A 16,667-nucleotide genomic window follows, 5' to 3' on the forward strand; every position below is an offset into this window, starting at 1 on the left:
TTGGCAGACGGCTTGATGTACTTCTTCATGACTTTCACCTCCTCCTTGGCATGGATTTGGAGGATTCAGTTCCGCGTGGGTGCGTTGACGCAACGCGATGTGTCACAACGGTGAACGCGCCACCATCGATCCCACCGAAACTCTCATCAGCACACCCGCAGCGCTCGGAATGAGCGAGAAGTGCGGCGCTGGTACCCCCGTACCGGGCGGTTCGGAGTCATCTCCGTAACCGCTGCGTTAACTTCCTATCGCGATTGAGGAGCCGCGGTCAACCCTGATCGGCCTGTGAGTACGGCGACTTCTGAGGCTCCGTCGGCTCCCCTGGCGGACGATCCGGCCGGTTTGCCCGAATTCCTCTCCCGGGGGGTGTGACGGGGGGTGTGTCCCCTTTGCGGGCGAAAACTGCTGGATACTCGGGCCGGCCGCCCCGGGAAGTTTTCTCCTTTACTTGTCGGGCGGGCCTGATCTATGGTCGGCCCATGCCCGCAAAACGGTCAGTCATTGCCTGCCCGGAGTCGTCGGTAGCGGACGAGTATCAAAGCAAATTCGGTAATTGGGATCAGCGAGCGAGCGTTCGTATAAAACCGATCCGCGTACTCGCGCAGCCTTCGGACGGCCAGGTGTATTTCCCGCCGGAACTGGTTCCCGTGGTATCCCACCCGATCGTGCGCGATGCCGCACCCGGGACGGTTCGCCGCATACTCGTGGAGCGGCTCTGCCACTACCTGCACTTCACCACGGAACTGGAGTCCGTCGCCGTGCTCCCGGTGACCGTGGCCCTCAGCCGCGGCCGGGACGACCTCGACCTGGTCGCGGCCATGCGGGAGGACGCGTTCAAGATCTCGACGGACGAGGCCTGGCACGCCCAGTTCTCCCGCGACCTCTTGACCCAGGTGGCAGCGGAGGCGGGCATCGCCCTGGAGCTGGCCGAACCCGCCTTCATCCGCCGGCTGGAGGAGATCCGCGCGCTCATGCAGCCCGAGCTGCGCGGCACCCAGTCGCTCGCCTTCTGCATCGTCAGCGAGACGCTGATCTCGGCGATCCTGTCCGACCTCCCGCGCGACCGCCGGCTGCCCACCGCGGTCCGCGACCTGGTCCGCGACCACGCCGAGGACGAGGGCAAGCACCACGCCTACTTCCACAGCGTGCTCAAGTACTTCTGGCACTCGCTGAGCGCCCGGCAGCGCCGACTGCTCGGGCCATGGCTGCCCGAGCTGATCACGGTCTTCCTCGAACCGGACTACCCGGCCGTCGCGCGCTCCCTGCTCGCCGCCGGCCTCACCACCGGCGAGGCGGAGACCGTCATGGCCGAGTCGTACCCGGCCGCCGAGGTGCGGGCCTCCATCGCCGAGGCCGGCCGGACGACCACCCGCTACTTCGTCGAGATCGGCGCGCTGGACGACCCGGGGACCCTGGACGCCTTCCACGCCGCCGGACTGACCGACGGGCTCTCCCTGTGAGCCGACGAACGAACCAGAAGGACGGCACCGCGGTGAAGACAGAAGACCTCGAGACGGCGGCGGCCCCCGGGGTGATCCTCCACGACATCCCCGCCGAGCTGGTGCGGACGGTGACCCGGTCGCCGGCCAAGGCGCGGCTGTACGGGGTGGACAACTACTTCCGGGAGAGCAGCTGGCTCTTCGGCGACGACCTCGACGACGTGCTGCGCACCACCCTGTGCGTGCTCAAGCCCGAGGCGGCCGCCGGCCGGCGCTACCGCCCGGCTCTCGACGCCCTGCGCGAGAACGGCTTCCGCCCGGTCGACGCGGTCCGCTTCCGCCACCACCGGCTCACCGTCCGGGAGACCTGGCGCTTCCAGCTGAACTTCGCCAGCCGGGAGCGGATCGACGCGATGGACCTGGTCCTCGGCACGTCCGACTCGGTGATGCTGGTCCTCCGGGACGAGCGCTGGACCCCCGGCGACGTCCCGGCCGCCGTCCGGCTGACCGCCCTCAAGGGACCGTCCGACCCGGCGCAGCGCCGCCCCGAGCACCTGCGCAGCCGGCTCGGCGCGGTCAACGGCCTGTTCAACTTCACCCACACCTCGGACGAGCCGATCGACGTGATGCGCGAGATCGCCATCGTGTGCGACGAGGAGCGCCGCCGGCTGCTGCACGCGCGGGTGCGCAGCGGGTACGACGCGGTGCCCGAGGCCCTCGCCGCCTTCGCGGAGCTGGAGGCCGAGACCCCCGCGCACGACCTGGACCTGGACAACAGCCGGCGCCGGCTGGCCGCGGCCGACGGGCCGATCGGAGACCTGGCCCGCGACCACGCGGCCGGCCGCGAGGTCCCGGTCGGGCGGATCGCCGCGGCCCTGCGCGCCGGCGCGGACGGCCCGGCCCAGCACTGGGACCTGCTCAGCGTGCTGACGCACACCCTGCGTTTCAACGAACCGGGCATCGGCCGGATCTTCCCCAACGTCCTGCTCGAGTCCTGGCAGCACACCGACGGGGTCCGGGCGTGAACGGCCTCCCCGAGGCGCTCGCCGGGCTGCGCTCCGCCCGGCGGCCCCCCGCGGACTTCGACGCCTTCTGGAAGGACACCCTGGACGCGGCGGCGCACCCGCTGGACCCGGTGTTCACCGAGGTCGCCGCCGAGCTGACCGCCGCCACGGTGTACGACGTGTCCTTCGCGGGCTCGCGGGGCCACCGCATCGCGGCCTGGCTGATCGTGCCCCGGCACGCTTCGGCGGCCGTCGGGTGCGTGGTGCAGTTCCTGGGCTACGGTGAGGGCCGCGGGGCTCCGCTGGACTGGCTGTTGTGGCCGGCGGTCGGCCGGGCCGTGCTGGTGGTCGACACCCGGGGCCAGGGGGGCGCGAACCTGCGCCCGGGGAGCACCCCCGATCCGGTGGGCACGACGCACCCGCAGGTCCCGGGGTTCGTCACCCGGGGCCTGCTGGATCCGGCCGAGTACTACTACCGGGACGCCTACGTCGACGCGGTGCGCGCGGTGGACACCGCGATCGCCCACCCGGCGGTGGATCCGGGGCGGATCGTCGTCTCCGGATGCAGCCAGGGCGGCCTGCTGGCGCTCGCCGCCGCGGCGCTGCACGACCGGGTGGCGGCGGCGCTGGTCGAGTCCCCGTTCCTGTGCGAGGTCACCGACCCGGCGCTGTTGCCGGACCGCCAGCCCTACCGCGAACTGCTGCGGTTCTGCCAGTTCCATCCGCAGCACGTCGCCCGCGCGATGGACACGCTGTCCTACTTCGACGGCGTCGCGCTGGCCGAACGCGCCGACTGCCCGGCGCTGTTCTCCCTCGCGATGCGGGACCAGGTCTGCTCCCCGGCCTCCGTCGCCACCACGTACCACCACTACGCCGGACCGAAGCGGATCGGGGTGTGGCCGTTCGCCGGCCACGCCGAGCCCAACGGCTACCAGCGCCGGGCGGAGGTCGAGTTCGTCGCCGGGGTCCTCGGCGACCGTCCCGGTGTCCACGCAGGGCCGTCCAGCGCGGCACCGGTTTCCTGAAGAGAGGGAAGCACACGTGCTGTCCGAAGCATTGCCAGACCACGAGCGGCTCAGCGAAGTCGACCAGGACGTCCTCGACCAGCTCACCTGGTCCGCGGAGAAGGCCCGGATGTACTCCGTCGAGCAGTACCTCCGGGAGAGCTGCTGGACCTTCGGCGGGGACCTGCCGGAGATGCTCGGCGTCACGCTGTGCATGCTCAAGGCCGAGGCCACGGCGGGCCGTCGGCTGCGCCGCGCCGTCCGGGCCCTGGCCGACGCCGGCTTCGTGCCGGTCGACGTGGTGGTCTTCAGGCACGACCGGCAGACCATCCGCGAGGTCTGGCGCCACCACTTCAACATCGCCACCCGGGACCGGGTCGAGGCGATGGACCTGATCCTGCCCAGCATCGACACGGTCTGCCTGGTGCTCAAGGACACCAGGTGGGCGCCCGGCGGGCTGCCGGCCGCGATCCGCCTGAACTCCCTCAAGGGCCCGGCCGACCCGACCCAGCGGCGCCCCGACCACCTCCGCCACCAACTGGGCGTCGTCAACGGCCTGTTCAACTTCATGCACTGCTCGGACGAGCCGATCGACGTGTTCCGGGAGATCGCCGTGCTGTGCGACGACGACCGCCGCGCCACGATGCGCGAACGGATCCTCGCCGACCACGACGCCCTCCCCGAGGTGCTGGCCGTCTTCGACGCCCTGGAGGGCCGCCACCCGGCCCACGACTTCGACTACGAGCTCAGCTGGGAGCGCCTGCTGCGGGTCCCGGGCCCGCCGGGCGAGCTGGCCGCCCGCCGGGCCGCCGGCGGCCCGGTCGGGCTGGGCGAGGTCCTGGCCGTCACCCGCGGCATCCCGTACGAGCACCCCAACCGCTGGGACCTGCTGACCGTGATCACCCACCTGCTGACGGAGATGAACCTCCCGGGGGTGGAGACGAGCGTGCCGAACGTCACCGCGGACTGGGGCGGGCCGCGGTGAGCGCGGCGGGCCGGCTGCTCACCGTCAACCTCGGCGTGGAACGCACCGGGCCGTGGACCTCCAACGGGCGCAGCGGCATCGACAAGCGACCGGTGCCCGGCCCGGTCATGGCCCGGGCCGGCGGGCTCGACGGCGACCTGATCGTCAACACCAGGGCGCACGGCGGCGTCGACAAGGCGGTGTACGCGTTCGCGCGCGAGGACGCCGGCTTCTGGGAGCGGGAGCTCGGCCGCACGGTGGCACCGGGGAACTTCGGCGAGAACCTCTCCACCGTCGGCGTCGACGTCACCCACGCCGAGATCGGCGAGCGCTGGCGGATCGGCGGCGCGGTCTTCGAGGTGATCCGCCCGCGCAAGCCCTGCCGGGTCTTCGCGGGCTTCTGGGACGTCCCGGACCTGGTCAAGCGCTTCATCGCGAACGGGGCGCCCGGTGCCTACCTGCGGGTCCTGACCGAGGGCGAGGTCTCACCGGGCGATCCGGTCGAGGTGGTCGAGCGCCCCGGCCACGGGGTCACCGTCAACCTGATGCTGCGCGCGATCACCACGGAGCCGGAGCTGCTGCCGCTGATGCTGACGGCGCCGCAGATGCTTCCCAAGATCCAGGACCGGGCGCGCCGCTGGCTCGCCGCTCAGCAGGACCAACACGCGTACGTGGGAAAGGAACAGTGACCGCCGTGACCGCCATCGGTGACCAGCTCATCGACTCCGCCCGGCTGGCCGGGCTCGCCTGGGAGGACCTGCCGGTCCTCCACGACCAGCTCGCCGAGCTGCTGGAGGAACTGAGCACGGAGGAGTGGCTCAACGCGGCCTTCGACCACGTCCTGGCCACGCCCGAGCTGCTGGTGCAGAGCGAGCGGCTGCAGGAACTGGACCGGGTGGTCCTCGTCAACGACGCCGCCAGCGGGGTGCGGGTGCGGCTGCACGTGTTCCGCGACCGCGAGTTCGACCGCCCGCACAACCACCGCTGGACCTTCGGCAACCGGGTGCTGGCCGGCAGCTACCGCCACTACCTGTACGGCGACTACGACGAGCTGACCACCGACACCAAGATCGGCGAGCCCTTCATGGTCCGGGACGAGACGCCGGGAACCGGCTACGTGATCCGCCACACGCTGGTCCACTCGGTCGCCGCGGTGCCTGACACCACCTCGCTGATCGTCCGCGGCCCGGCCGCCAAGGACCGCTTCGTGGTCATGAACAGCGACACCGGCGAGGCCTGGTGGCAGTACGGGCACGCGGTCGAGGACGAGGCGGAGATCGCCAAGCGGCGCCTGGGCGCGGAGAAGGTCTCCGGGATCCGCGACCTGCTGGTGCGCCAGGGCGTCCTCCACTGACCCCGGCCACCCCGACTCCCGGAGCGCACCCATGACCCAAGAGATCGAGCGGAAGTTCCTCGTCCACGACTTCGTCCCGCCGGCGGACGCGACCGCGCAGCAGGTCCGGCAGGGCTACGTCGCGATCACCGAGGAGGGCACCGAGGTCCGGATCCGGCGCGCCTCGGGCCGGCACACCCTGACCGTCAAGAGCGGCACCGGTCCGGTCCGGGTGGAGGTCGAACGGGAGATCGGCAGCGAGGAGTTCGACGCCCTGTGGCCCACGACCGCGGCCGCCAGGATCGAGAAGGACCGCTACCGGCTGGCGGACGGCCCGCACACCGTCGTCGTCGACGTCTACCACGGCGCGCTGCACGGACTGTGCACCGCCGAGGTCGAGTTCCCCTCCGTCGAGGAGGCACGGCAGTACACGCCCCCCGGCTGGGTGGGCGAGGACATCACGGGCGTGGTCGGCTACCTCAACCGGTCGCTGTCGACCCGCGGCATTCCCACGCACGAAGAGAGCACGAGGACCGACCACCATGGGAACTGACTTCCCCCACCCCGACGACCTGGCCGCCCTGCGGAGCCTCTCCAGCCTCCAGCCGCTGTACAGCACGGAGCGCTCGCTGGCCGCCATCGCCACGATCGGCGCGCAGGAGGCGGCCCGCTTCCTGGAGACCCTGCGGATGCGCACGCTGGTGATGTCCCGGCTCGCCCCGTACGAGGACCGGCCGGGCGTGCGCGGCTGCATGGCCGCGATGCGCCCCAAGGCGGACAGCCTCAAGCGGATGCACAAGGTCCTGGACGCCAACCTGGAGATGCTGGAGCGGATCGCCCGCGACGCGGGCCTCCAGTTCTTCGCGATCAAGGGGCTCGGCGCCCGCGCGACGTACACCGACCCCGGCGTGCGCGACTTCAGCGACCTGGACATCTTCGTCCGGACCCGGGCCGAGGCCAGCGTCCTGGTACGGGCGCTGCGCCTGGAGCACGGCTACCAGTACCTGAAGGCCGAGCTGCCCTGGATCAAGTACGACCCGACCGAGAACCTCGTGTACGGGCAGTTCCCGCTGGTCGCGCCGGACGGCGCGGACGACCTGCTGAACGTGGACATCCACTTCGGCGACTACTCGGTGCGGCACAGCAGCCGGCTCGGGCTGACCCCGCAGCTGCCCGCCGGGGAGCCCGGGGTCCGGGTCCTCGCGCCCGAGGAGAACCTCGCCTGCGTCGTCAACAACGCCGCGGGCGACTACTTCGTGACGGCCAAGGACACCAACGACCTGCTGATGGCGCTCTCGCTGCCGGAGTTCGACGTCCCGCGCTTCACCGCCCGGCTGCGTCAGTCCGGCCTGGAGGGCTTCCTCGGCTTCATCGTGGCCGAGCTGCGGGCCGGCACCGCCCTGACGGCGGCGCAGGAGGAGCGGCTGCGCACCCTGCCCGCGGTGCGCACCCTGGAGCCGGCGCCGGACCCGCGGGCGCCGCACTGGGAGCGGCGCTGCCTGGGCACCACCGTGCACGCCTTCGAGGAGGGGCGCCGACGCGGCGGGCTGGTCGGCGCGGCGAAGCTGGCGGCCGACGCGTACGGCTACTACCGCGGTCGGCTGTCGCTGAGCGTGGTCCGGCCGACCGGCGGGAAGACCGCCCGGCCGTTCGCGCTGAACCCGTGGACCTGCGTCCGGCTGGTGCCGGTGGACATCGCCGAGGCCCTGCTCGAGGGCGAGCCGGCCGTGCCGGACCCGGCGGTCCCCGCCCGGCCCAAGGCGCTCTCGGCGGACCGGGGCATCCAGCGGCTCGACACCCCGTACGGGCAGTACGTGCGGATCGAGGACGAGACCTTCCTCGCCACCGTGGACTACCGCCTGCCGGGCGAGCTGATCGCCGGCGCCCGCGCGGCCGCCGCGGGCCCGGCCTGATGATCGACCTCGGCGGTCCGCCCCGCCCCTGGCCGACGGACCTGGTGCGCCGCTTCGGAGCGGCGCACGACCGGGCCCTGGACCGGGCGGACCGCTGGAGCACCCCGCCCGCGCAGGGCGACCCCGAACTGCTGGAACGGCTGGCCGAGTCGTTCGGCGCCCCGCCGGAACGGACGCTGGTCACCGGCGGGGTGCGCCAGTTCGCCGGAAGCTGGGCGGGGCGCACCCGGACGGCGGTGGTGGAACGGCCGGGCTTCGCCGACATCGGGACGGTGCTCGCCGGGGCCGCCGGGGTCCGCGCCCTGACCTGGGAGGAGCTCCCCGGCGCGGCGCGCGGCTGCCCGGAGCCGGCGACGGTCTGGGTGACCAGCCCGCACCGCAACCCCGACGGCCGGTCGCTCGGCCCCGCCGAACGCGCGGTCCTGGCGGAACTCGCGGCACAGGGCCACCACGTGGTGGTCAACCAGGTCTACCGGTGGTTCGCCCCGCCGGAGGACCCGCCGGACGGCTGCTGGGGCGTGACGTCCCTGGCGAAGCTGTGCGGCGGCGGCAGCCGGCTCGGCTGGGCGACCCCGCCCGTCGGTGCCGCCCCGCTCCCGACGCTGCGCGCCGCCGGGCCCGCCACCACCTGGCAGCGGGCCTGGGCCGGGTTCCTGGAGCCGTCCGCGCTCGACTCGCTGGTCCGGGCGTGCGTCGAACCCACGCTGGAGGCGCGCCGGCTGTTCACCGACCGGCTCGGGGACCTGCTGGGCTGGGAGTTCACCGGGGGTGGCATGTCCCTGCTGCTGTCCTGGCGCGGTGCCGCGGAGGAACGGGTGCTGGCCGAGTTCGCCGAGCTGGAGCTCGCGGTCGGGCCCGGCTCCGCCTTCGACGCGCCGCCCGGATCGGTGCGGCTCGCGTTCTCCGGCGTCGACGCGGACGAGGCGGTGCGGGCCGCCGACCGGGTGGCCCGGCTGGCGGCCCGCACGGCCGGAGCGCTGGCGCCCGGCGGGTAGGCCGGTCCACCGCCGGGCGGTTCCGTTGTCGGCCGGTCCACCGCCGGGCGGTTCCGTTGTCGGACGGATCAGCGGGCGGCGCGGGCGTACGCGGTCAGCCAGTCGAGGTCGCGGTGCCCGGCGCCGTAGCGCTGCCGCTCGTTGACGACGCGCACGTCGGGCCCGGGGAAGCCGGCCGCCTCCAGCAGGCCGCGGACCCGGTCCGCGGTCTGGTAGCGGAAGAAGCGGGCGGCGTCGGCGCTGAAGGACTCGACGAACTCCTCCTCGCCCTCGCCCTCCTTGAAGCTGACGAAGAGCGCACCGCCGGCCCGCAGCACCCGGCGGAACTCGGACAGCGCGGCCGCCACCTGCTCGTCCTTGAGGTGCAGCAGCGTCGCCTGGGACCAGACGCCGGCGAAGGAGGCGTCGGGGAAGTCCAGCGCGCACACGTCCATGCGCCGGAAGTCCAGCGCGGGGTGGAGCTCCCGGGCCCGGGCGAGGAAGGGCTCGCTCAGGTCGACCCCGGTCACCGCCACGCCCCTGGCCGCCAGCAGGGCCGTGTCGCGGCCGAAGGCGCACCCGGCGTCCAGGACCGGCCCGGCCGGATCGGGGAGCATCCGGGTGAAGCGGTCGAGCTCCTCGTCCGGAACCATGCCCTTGGTGGCGGATTCGTACTTTTCGACGCCGTGCTCGTAGGCGGCGATGGTGCGTGAGAGGTAGTCAAGCATGCCTGGGAACCTACCCTCGTGGGGCCCGGAACGGGCCCGAACCGGCCGGAACGGACGCCGGAACGAGCCGGAAGGGGCGCCCCCGGCGGGACGCCCCTTCCGGGCGGGTCAGGACTGTGCGGCGAGCAGCGCGGCCAGTCCGTCCAGCCCCCGGTCGAGGGTGGCCGGGTCGACCTGGCTGACGGAGAGCCGCAGTTGGTGCTCCCCGCCCGCGCCCGGGTAGAAGTGCGACATCGGCGTCCAGATCACCCCGTACTCCGAGGCCGAGCGTTCGAGCAGCGCGTCGTCCACCACGCACGGCACCGTGAGCACCAGGAAGAACCCGCCGCGCGGCTCGTTCCAGGTCACCCCGCCGCCGGGCGGGAAGCGCCGGGCCAGGCCCTCCAGCACCAGCGAGAGGTTGCGCCGGTAGAGCGCGGCGACCTCGGCGTTGGCGGCCCGCAGGCTGTGGCCGTGCTCCAGCAGCGCGCCGCCGATCACGGCCTGGGCGATCGGCGAGGTGTTCACCGTGGTCATGCTCTTGATCATGCCGAGCAGGTCGGCGAACAGCACGGTGGAGCCCTGACCGTCGTCCACCAGCTGGTCCGCCACCACGTACCCGACCCGGGCGCCGGGCAGGGCCGTCTTGGCGAAGGAGCCGAGGTGGACCACCCGCCGGTCGGTGTCCAGCGCCTTGAGCGAGGGCAGCCGTTCCTCGCCGGCGAACACGCAGTACGGGTTGTCCTCCAGCAGCAGGAAGTCCTCCTCGCCCGCCAGCGCCAGCAGCTCCCGGCGCAGCTCCAGCGGCAGGCTGGCCCCGCTCGGGTTGGCCACGTCCGGCACCAGGTAGAGCGCCCGCGGGCGCAGCCCCTCGGCCCGGGCGGCGGCCAGTCGGCGGCGCAGGTCGGCGAGGTCCACGCCGTCCGGGCCGTCGGCGACCGCCCGTACCGGCAGGTCGGCCAGCAGCGCCGCGCCGGTCAGCCCCACGTAGGTGGGGGAGACGGCCAGCACCACGTCCTCGGGGCCGCGGCGCAGCGCCCGCAGCACCAGGAACATCGCCTCCTGGCAGCCCACCGTCACCACGATCGACTCGGCGGGCACCTCGATGCCCTCGTCGGTGGCGAGGTGGGTGGCGATCAGGTCGTGGATGATCCCCTTGGTCCGCCCGTACTGGAGCACCTGGCGGCGGGCCGCCTCCTCGGTCAGCCCGCGCTCGGTGCGCAGGTGGTCGAGGTAGCGGTCCAGGTGGCGGTGGACGGCGTCCAGCTCGAAGAACTGCTCGGCCGGGCGGCCGGCCGCGAAGGAGACCGCCTCCGGGTACCGGATGGAGATCTCGTTGAGCAGGTTCATCGAGGTCATCGCCGGGTCGGCGAGGGACGTGTGCAGACCCGCCAGCAGCAGGTCGTGCGGTGCGGCGATGGTGGTCACGGGGTGCTCCAGGTGGGGCAGGGCAGGGTGGTGGTGCGCAGGTCGGCGGCGGCCCGCAGGTCGGCGCAGCCCGCGAGGCCGAGCGCGTGCCGCAGCTCGGCGGCGAGCAGGTCGAGGACCTCGGTGCAGCCCGCCTCGCCGCCGGCCGCCAGGCCCCAGATCAGCGGGCGCCCGAGCAGCACCCCGGAGGCGCCGAGGGCCAGCGCGGTGAGCACGTCCGAGCCGCCGCGCACCCCGCTGTCCATCAGCACCTGGCAGTCCTCGCCGGCCAGCGCCTCGGCGACGGCCGGCAGGACCGTCAGCGCGGGCACGGCCCGGTCGAGCTGGCGGCCGCCGTGGTTGGAGACCACCACGGCCGCGGCGCCGAGCCCGGCGGCCCGGCGCGCGTCGCCCGGGTCGAGCACGCCCTTGACCACCAGCGGCAGCGCGGTCTGCCCGCGCAGCCACTCGAGGTCGGCCCAGGTGACGCCGGGGGAGAGCAGTTCGGCGGTGTGCGCGGCGACCGCCGAGACGGCCGCGGTGGACTCGTGCGCCCGCCCGGCGGCGCCGTCCTCCAGCAGCGCCGCGCGGACGTCCCCGGGCAGTGCGAAGGCGTTCCTGGCGTCGCGCAGCCGGCGGCCCATGTACGGCACGTCGGCGGTGACCACCAGGGCCTCGCTGCCGGCCTGCTCGGCGGCCTTGACCAGGTCGAGCAGCCGGCCGCGGTCGCGCAGCCAGTACAGCTGGAACCAGAGCGTGGCACCGGTCCCGGCCAGTTCCTCGAAGCCGACGCTGCTGAGGGTGCCGACGGTGAACGGCACGCCCGCGGCGGCGCAGGCGCGGGCCGAGGCCAGTTCGCCCTCGGGGTGGAACAGCCGGTGGTAGGCGACGGGTGCCGCCGCCACCGGCAGGGTCGCCCGGCTGCGCACCAGGGTGGCGGCGGTGTCCCGGGTGCTGACGTCGGTCAGCACCCGGGACACCAGGCCCACCCGGTCGAAGGCGGTCCGGTTGGCGGCGAGGGTCAGCTCGCGCTCGGCGCCGCCCTCCAGCCACTCCCAGACCTCGGGCGCGAGCACGGCCCGGGCCCGGTCGGCGTACTCCGCGACGGACAGCGCCGGGCGCCCGTCGGCCGGGTCGGTCGGTGGTTCGTCGCGGACGGACGCGCTCATCCGGCCACTTCGCTGGCGTTGCGCTGGAGCTCCACGGCCTCGTAGAGGGCGCGGATGTTGTTGCTGCCGAAGTTGCGGGCCCGGATGCGCTCGATCACCTCGAAGAAGAAGGTGTTCCGGGGGTGCTGGGAGCGGGTGAAGATCTGGAACAGCTGGCCGTCGTGGTCCTGGTCGACCAGCAGGTTCAGCTCCCGCAGCTGGTCGGTGGAGTGGCGCAGCGGGGTCAGGCGGCCGGGCAGGGCGTCGTAGTAGGTCTGCGGGGTGCGCAGGAACGGCACGCCGCGCTCGGCCATGGTGGAGACGGAGTGCACCGCGTCCTCGGAGGCGAAGGCGACGTGCTGCACCCCGGCGCCGCCGTGGCCGGCCAGGAAGGAGGCGATCTGGCCGCCCGCGTCCGCGGCGAGCGGCTCGATCAGGGTGAGGGTGACGCTGTGGTCGGCGCTCTGCACGACGGCCGAGTCCATGCCGAGGGTGCCGAACTCGACCCGCTCCTCGAAGATCGTCCGGAACCCGAAGACCTCGCGGTAGCGGTGCTCGGTCGTGCGCAGCTCGCCGAACGGGACCAGGACCGCGAAGTGGTCGACGGAGCGCAGGCCGACCTCGCCCTCGCCGGTCAGCGGGAGCGGGTCCGGCAGGCCGGGGATGCGGCCGGCCGGGGTTCCGGGGCCGCGCTCGACCAGGGTGTGCACCACGTCGCCGAAGGCGTCGACCACCGCGGTGACGCAGCCGTCGGCGGCCAGCGGCGGGCGCAGCGCGGCGGCGCCGCGGTCGGTCAGGGTCCGGAACGCGTCGGCGGCGTCCGGCACCCGCAGGCCGAGGGCGGCCACGCCGTCGCCGTGCCGCTCCAGGTAGTCGGTGGCCGGGTGGCCGGCGGCCAGCGGCTGGGTGACCAGCAGCCGGATCGAGGACTGGCCGAACAGGGCGGACAGGCAGCGCTCGGCGGCCTCGCCGCGCTCGGTGGGCGGGACGAGCAGCTCGAAGCCGTACTCCTCGGTCAGCCGGGTGGTCTCGGCGCCCAGGTCGGCCGTGTAGAACTCGACGTGGTCCAGCTCGACGGGGATCGGGGTGACGGTGGGAGAGGAACGGTCGGTCATCTGAGGAGCTCTCTCGTGAGGAGGAACGGGAGGTGCCGAAGGGCGGTCGGACATCGGGCGTGCGGGGTGGTGCGGGTGTGCGGCGTGGTGCGGGCCGGCGTCGGTCAGGTGGGCTGGAGGTCCTTGGCGTCCTGCGGCTCGGCCGGGCCGTCGCCCTCGCCCTGGGCCTGCGGCCCGGTCTCCGGGGGCTCCGTCGGGGCCTCCGGCTTGCCGATCAGGTGGGCGGCCGCCAGCAGTGCGCCGACCACCATCACGCCCAGCACCACCCGGAAGTCCAGGGCGGCCACCAGGCCGGAGCCGACGCCGACGGCCAGCGCCTGCGGCGCGGTGAGCGAGAGGTTGACGGCCGCCTGGGCGCGCCCCATCAGCTGCGGCGGGGTGGACGCCTGGGCGGCGGTGGCGAGTCCGACCAGGGCGGCCGGGATGCCCGCGCCCGCGATCACCAGGCCGGCCGACACCACGTACAGCGACGGCGCGAGCAGCAGGACGGTCCCGAGGCCGAACACCGCCGAACCGGCCATGACCGTCCGGCGCGGCCCGAGCCGGCCGATCAGCAGGCCGCCGACCACCGAGCCGGCCAGCGCGCCGACGGCCTCGGTGGTCTCCAGCACGCCGAGGAACTGCGGCGAGCGGTGCAGCCCGTGCTGGGTCAGCGCGAACAGCACCGGCTGGAGCAGGCTCAGGACGAAGCCGGCGGCGGCGGTGGCCACCACCAGCGGCCGCAGCCCGACCGAGGAGCGCAGGTGGACGAAGCCCGCCAGCACCTCGGTGCGCCACCGCAGGCCCGAGGGCTCCGGCTTGACCTCCGCCACCCGCAGGGTGAGGAAGCTCAGCGCCGCCAGCAGCAGCACGGCGAGGTCGGCCACGGCCACCACGTGCCCGCCGAACCAGCCGTAGAGGCCCGAGCCGAGCAGCGGCGCCACCAGGGTGGTGCCGGCCCGGGCGCTCTGGGTCAACCCGGCCGCCGCGCCGAAGTCCTGACGCTCCGTCAGGATGCTGCGCAGCAGCGCGCTCTGGGCCGGCGCCAGGACGGCTCCGGCCAGACCGCAGACCGTGGCGGTGCAGTAGATGATCCAGACGGTGTCCCGGCCGTCGACCAGCAGCAGCGGCAGCAGCGAGGCCGCCACCGCCAGGTTGACCCCGACCAGCAGCGGCTTGCGGCGGACCCGGTCGGCGAGCAGGCCGCCCAGCGGCAGCAGCAGCAGCGGCGCGGAGAAGCAGAACAGCACCAGACCGGCGGCGGAGTTGCTGCCGGTCAGCACCTTGGCCCAGATGCCGAGGGCGATGGAGAGGGCGCTGTCACCGAGGACGGACAGGGTCTGCCCGGCGAGGTAGCGCCGGAACTCCGGGCGGGCCAACAGCGGGTGCATGGCGGTTCCTTCGCTGCGCCGACGGCGCTTCGGGTGTGCGGGTGCATGCGGTTCGTGCGGTGGTGCGGAGCGTGCGGCGGTGCAGGGACGCACGGTGGTGCGGGTTCGTGCGGTGGTGCGGGGGCCGGGGCGCCCGTGGGCGCCCCGGGTGCCCGGGGTGCGCCCTGACGCACGCGGGGTGCTCAGGGCGCCGGGCGGTCAGGCGACGGGGTGGGCCGGGGCCAGCGGAGCGACGGCGGCGAAACCCTCGATCACCGCGTCGTTGGCGTCCTTCTCGCCGATGGCGACCCGGATGCCCTGGCCGGGGTAGTAGCGGACGGCCACGCCCAGGCGCTCCAGCTCCGCGCGCAGCGGGAGCTGGTCGCCGGGGGCGTCGACCCACAGGAAGTTGGTGACGCTGGGCGCCACCGTCCAGCCGAGCCGCAGCAGTTCGGCCTCGGTGCGGGCCCGCTCCGCCGCGATCTCCTCGATCCGCCGCGTCATCTCGTCCTCGGCGGCGACGGCGGCGAGCAGGCCCGCCTCCTGGAGCCTGTTCACCGCGTACGGCACCTGGTGGTCCCGCACCCGCTGCGCCAGGGACTCCTCCGCCAGCGCGTAGCCGATCCGCAGCGCGGCGATGCCGTGCGACTTGGAGAGGGTGCGCAGCACCACCAGGTTCGGCCACTCGGCGATCCGGGCCGGCACGTCCGGGGCCTGCCAGTCCCGGGCGAAGTCGACGTACGCCTCGTCGAGCAGGATCAGCGCGGTGGACGGCACCCGGCGGAAGAACTCCGTCAGCTCGGCCCAGGAGTAGACCGTGCCGGTCGGGTTGTGCGGGTTGCACAGCACGACGATCCGGGTGCGCTCGTCCATCCGCCCGGCCATCGCCGCCAGGTCGTGCCGGGCGTCGGGGCCGAGCGGGACCGGCCGGGCCTCGGCCCGGGCGATCTCGCAGAACAGCGGGTACGCGTCGAAGCAGGGCGCCGAGTGCACCACGTTGTCGCCGGGCTCGACCACCGTGTGGAAGAGGTCCAGCGCCACGCCCGCCGAGCCGTGGCCGACCACGACCTGCCCCGCCGGGACGCCCTGCCAGTCGGCGATGATCCCGGCGATCCGCTCCGGACGGAAGTCGGGGTAGCGGTGCAGGTCGGCAGCGGCCTCGGCCAGCGCGGCCAGCACCGACGGCAGCGGCGGGTACGGGTGCTCGTTCTGCGCCAGCAGGTATCTGGCGCTCGACGGGGCGGCCATCAGTCGGCCTGGAGGACGTAGAGCCAGGAGTGCGGGGTGGCCAGCGCCTCGACGCGGTCGATCCGCAGGCCGGCGTCGGTGAAGAGCTCCTCGTAGGTGGCCTTGGTGTGCAGCGGGACGCCCATCATCGCGTGCGCCAGCTCGAAGCCCACCGAGAAGACCGGCTGGGCGCCGTCGGAGGTGCCCGGGTCGCGCAGCATGGTGTCGCCGAGGACGAAGGTGCGGGCCTTCGGGAAGGCCTCCCGCATCCGGGTGAAGATCGAGGAGCGGGTGGCCGGGTCGGCCAGCAGGTCGTGCAGCAGGAAGAAGCTCATCACGGTGTCGACCTCGGCCACCTCGGCGGCCTCGGCGTCGTTGTCGATCTGGGTGCCGAGCAGGCCCAGCACGTCCGCGCGGACGGCGGTGACCCGGTCCTGCATGCCGGCCTCGACGATGTCGCGGCGGGCGATGTCGGTGGCCGGGCGGCTGATGTCGATGCCCAGGCCGCGGGTGCCCTCGCGCTGCGAGACCACCCGGCGCACCCGGGCGGAGGTGCCGGAGCCCAGGTCGGCGATGGTGCGGAAGTCGATGCCGTTGAGCACGTCGGTCAGCTGGGCGGCGAACAGCGACTGGTCGCACTGGGCGGAGCCGAGGGCGACCATCGCCTCGTCGCGGAAGACGTCCTTGTCGTACTGGTGGGTGCCGGCGCTCAGGTGGCCGGCGCGGCCGAACACGTCGTGGTAGCCGCCGACGGCCCAGGTGAAGTAGCCGCGCGCGGCGGCGATCTCCAGGCCCGCCTCGGTCGGCAGGTAGGCGTCGCCGTCGGCCTTGAGGTAGCCGTAGTCGGAGGCGGCGCGCAGCACGGCCTCGGTCCGGGCGGTGTCGCCGGCCTGGGCGGTGGCCTCGGCGGCCGAGAGCGGCTCGCCGCGCCCGATCTGCTCCAGCAGGCCGATCCGGTCCAGCGCGAAGATCACGTTGGCGGCGATGAAGCCGTTGTAGGCGTCGGTCGAGGTGAGCGGCGACGGGGTGATGCCACGCCAGGTGTCGGGGATGGCCGCAGTCGTCATGGTGGGTCCGTTTCTC

At 73.7% G+C, this 16,667-nt stretch carries 16 protein-coding genes; 9 read left to right on the forward strand and 7 right to left on the reverse strand.

Annotated features, from left to right (window positions below; all coding sequences use genetic code 11):
* Positions 1-479: 479 nt before the first annotated feature.
* From ACFY0X_RS28020 to ACFY0X_RS28060, 9 genes are read left to right on the forward strand one after another with little or no spacing between them, the layout of a single operon-like run.
* The gene (locus ACFY0X_RS28020; protein WP_387758618.1) at positions 480-1,460 is read left to right on the forward strand and encodes a diiron oxygenase; all 981 of its coding nucleotides are present in this window, start codon (positions 480-482) and stop codon (positions 1,458-1,460) included.
* A gap of 32 nt (positions 1,461-1,492) precedes the next feature.
* Positions 1,493-2,464: a nucleoside-diphosphate kinase gene (locus ACFY0X_RS28025; RefSeq protein WP_387758619.1), complete on the forward strand. Its 972-nt coding sequence runs from the start codon at positions 1,493-1,495 to the stop codon at positions 2,462-2,464.
* On the forward strand, positions 2,461-3,468 hold the full coding sequence (locus ACFY0X_RS28030; RefSeq protein ID WP_387758621.1) for an acetylxylan esterase: 1,008 nt from the start codon (positions 2,461-2,463) through the stop codon (positions 3,466-3,468). Before ACFY0X_RS28025 ends, ACFY0X_RS28030 begins: the two co-directional genes overlap by 4 nt.
* A gap of 16 nt (positions 3,469-3,484) precedes the next feature.
* The gene (locus ACFY0X_RS28035; protein WP_387758623.1) at positions 3,485-4,432 is read left to right on the forward strand and encodes a nucleoside-diphosphate kinase; all 948 of its coding nucleotides are present in this window, start codon (positions 3,485-3,487) and stop codon (positions 4,430-4,432) included.
* On the forward strand, positions 4,429-5,100 hold the full coding sequence (locus ACFY0X_RS28040) for an MOSC domain-containing protein (protein ID WP_387758625.1): 672 nt from the start codon (positions 4,429-4,431) through the stop codon (positions 5,098-5,100). Before ACFY0X_RS28035 ends, ACFY0X_RS28040 begins: the two co-directional genes overlap by 4 nt.
* Positions 5,101-5,105: 5 nt before the next feature.
* Positions 5,106-5,765 (forward strand): hypothetical protein, encoded by a 660-nt coding sequence (locus tag ACFY0X_RS28045; protein WP_387758626.1) that lies wholly within the window; start codon positions 5,106-5,108, stop codon positions 5,763-5,765.
* Between the two features lie 31 nt (positions 5,766-5,796).
* The gene (locus ACFY0X_RS28050; RefSeq protein WP_387758628.1) at positions 5,797-6,297 is read left to right on the forward strand and encodes a CYTH domain-containing protein; all 501 of its coding nucleotides are present in this window, start codon (positions 5,797-5,799) and stop codon (positions 6,295-6,297) included.
* Complete coding sequence (locus tag ACFY0X_RS28055) at positions 6,287-7,657, forward strand: nucleotidyltransferase family protein (RefSeq protein WP_387758629.1); 1,371 nt, start codon at positions 6,287-6,289, stop codon at positions 7,655-7,657. Before ACFY0X_RS28050 ends, ACFY0X_RS28055 begins: the two co-directional genes overlap by 11 nt.
* Positions 7,657-8,652 carry an aminotransferase class I/II-fold pyridoxal phosphate-dependent enzyme gene (locus tag ACFY0X_RS28060; protein ID WP_387758630.1) on the forward strand — a complete coding sequence of 332 codons (996 nt, stop codon included), beginning with the start codon at positions 7,657-7,659 and terminating at the stop codon, positions 8,650-8,652. The genes ACFY0X_RS28055 and ACFY0X_RS28060 overlap by 1 nt, the downstream gene beginning before the upstream one ends.
* Before the next feature lie 68 nt (positions 8,653-8,720).
* On the opposite strand, the gene ACFY0X_RS28065 is transcribed toward ACFY0X_RS28060, so the two are convergent.
* The 7 genes from ACFY0X_RS28065 to ACFY0X_RS28095 form a co-directional block, all read right to left on the reverse strand.
* Positions 8,721-9,359, reverse strand: a complete 639-nt coding sequence (locus ACFY0X_RS28065) for a class I SAM-dependent methyltransferase (RefSeq protein WP_387758631.1) — start codon at positions 9,357-9,359, stop codon at positions 8,721-8,723.
* Positions 9,360-9,467: 108 nt separating this feature from the next.
* Positions 9,468-10,697: an aminotransferase class I/II-fold pyridoxal phosphate-dependent enzyme gene (locus ACFY0X_RS28070; protein ID WP_387758711.1), complete on the reverse strand. Its 1,230-nt coding sequence runs from the start codon at positions 10,695-10,697 to the stop codon at positions 9,468-9,470.
* A 65-nt stretch (positions 10,698-10,762) separates the two neighbouring features.
* Positions 10,763-11,914 (reverse strand): alpha-hydroxy acid oxidase, encoded by a 1,152-nt coding sequence (locus tag ACFY0X_RS28075; RefSeq protein ID WP_387758633.1) that lies wholly within the window; start codon positions 11,912-11,914, stop codon positions 10,763-10,765.
* Positions 11,911-13,008, reverse strand: a complete 1,098-nt coding sequence (hppD, locus tag ACFY0X_RS28080) for a 4-hydroxyphenylpyruvate dioxygenase (RefSeq protein ID WP_387758634.1) — start codon at positions 13,006-13,008, stop codon at positions 11,911-11,913. The genes ACFY0X_RS28075 and hppD overlap by 4 nt, the downstream gene beginning before the upstream one ends.
* Before the next feature lie 104 nt (positions 13,009-13,112).
* On the reverse strand, positions 13,113-14,378 hold the full coding sequence (locus tag ACFY0X_RS28085) for an MFS transporter (RefSeq protein ID WP_387758636.1): 1,266 nt from the start codon (positions 14,376-14,378) through the stop codon (positions 13,113-13,115).
* Positions 14,379-14,576: 198 nt separating this feature from the next.
* Complete coding sequence (locus tag ACFY0X_RS28090; RefSeq protein ID WP_387758638.1) at positions 14,577-15,605, reverse strand: pyridoxal phosphate-dependent aminotransferase; 1,029 nt, start codon at positions 15,603-15,605, stop codon at positions 14,577-14,579.
* The gene (locus ACFY0X_RS28095; RefSeq protein WP_387758639.1) at positions 15,605-16,651 is read right to left on the reverse strand and encodes an SAM-dependent methyltransferase; all 1,047 of its coding nucleotides are present in this window, start codon (positions 16,649-16,651) and stop codon (positions 15,605-15,607) included. The genes ACFY0X_RS28090 and ACFY0X_RS28095 overlap by 1 nt, the downstream gene beginning before the upstream one ends.
* Positions 16,652-16,667: the final 16 nt, after the last annotated feature.

The sequence above is a fragment of the Kitasatospora sp. NPDC001547 genome (genome assembly GCF_042894165.1).
Taxonomy (GTDB): domain Bacteria; phylum Actinomycetota; class Actinomycetes; order Streptomycetales; family Streptomycetaceae; genus Kitasatospora.

What these genes read in the sequence shown, in the direction of transcription:
- ACFY0X_RS28020 (WP_387758618.1), top strand. Translation starts at nt 480, where the DNA reads ATGCCCGCAAAACGGTCAGTCATTGCCTGCCCGGAGTCGTCGGTAGCG.
- ACFY0X_RS28050 (WP_387758628.1), top strand. Translation starts at nt 5,797, where the DNA reads ATGACCCAAGAGATCGAGCGGAAGTTCCTCGTCCACGACTTCGTCCCG.
- ACFY0X_RS28055 (WP_387758629.1), top strand. Translation starts at nt 6,287, where the DNA reads ATGGGAACTGACTTCCCCCACCCCGACGACCTGGCCGCCCTGCGGAGC.
- ACFY0X_RS28060 (WP_387758630.1), top strand. Translation starts at nt 7,657, where the DNA reads ATGATCGACCTCGGCGGTCCGCCCCGCCCCTGGCCGACGGACCTGGTG.
- ACFY0X_RS28065 (WP_387758631.1), bottom strand. Translation starts at nt 9,359, where the DNA reads ATGCTTGACTACCTCTCACGCACCATCGCCGCCTACGAGCACGGCGTC.
- ACFY0X_RS28070 (WP_387758711.1), bottom strand. Translation starts at nt 10,697, where the DNA reads ATGACCTCGATGAACCTGCTCAACGAGATCTCCATCCGGTACCCGGAG.
- ACFY0X_RS28075 (WP_387758633.1), bottom strand. Translation starts at nt 11,914, where the DNA reads ATGAGCGCGTCCGTCCGCGACGAACCACCGACCGACCCGGCCGACGGG.
- hppD (WP_387758634.1), bottom strand. Translation starts at nt 13,008, where the DNA reads ATGACCGACCGTTCCTCTCCCACCGTCACCCCGATCCCCGTCGAGCTG.
- ACFY0X_RS28085 (WP_387758636.1), bottom strand. Translation starts at nt 14,378, where the DNA reads ATGCACCCGCTGTTGGCCCGCCCGGAGTTCCGGCGCTACCTCGCCGGG.
- ACFY0X_RS28090 (WP_387758638.1), bottom strand. Translation starts at nt 15,605, where the DNA reads ATGGCCGCCCCGTCGAGCGCCAGATACCTGCTGGCGCAGAACGAGCAC.
- ACFY0X_RS28095 (WP_387758639.1), bottom strand. Translation starts at nt 16,651, where the DNA reads ATGACGACTGCGGCCATCCCCGACACCTGGCGTGGCATCACCCCGTCG.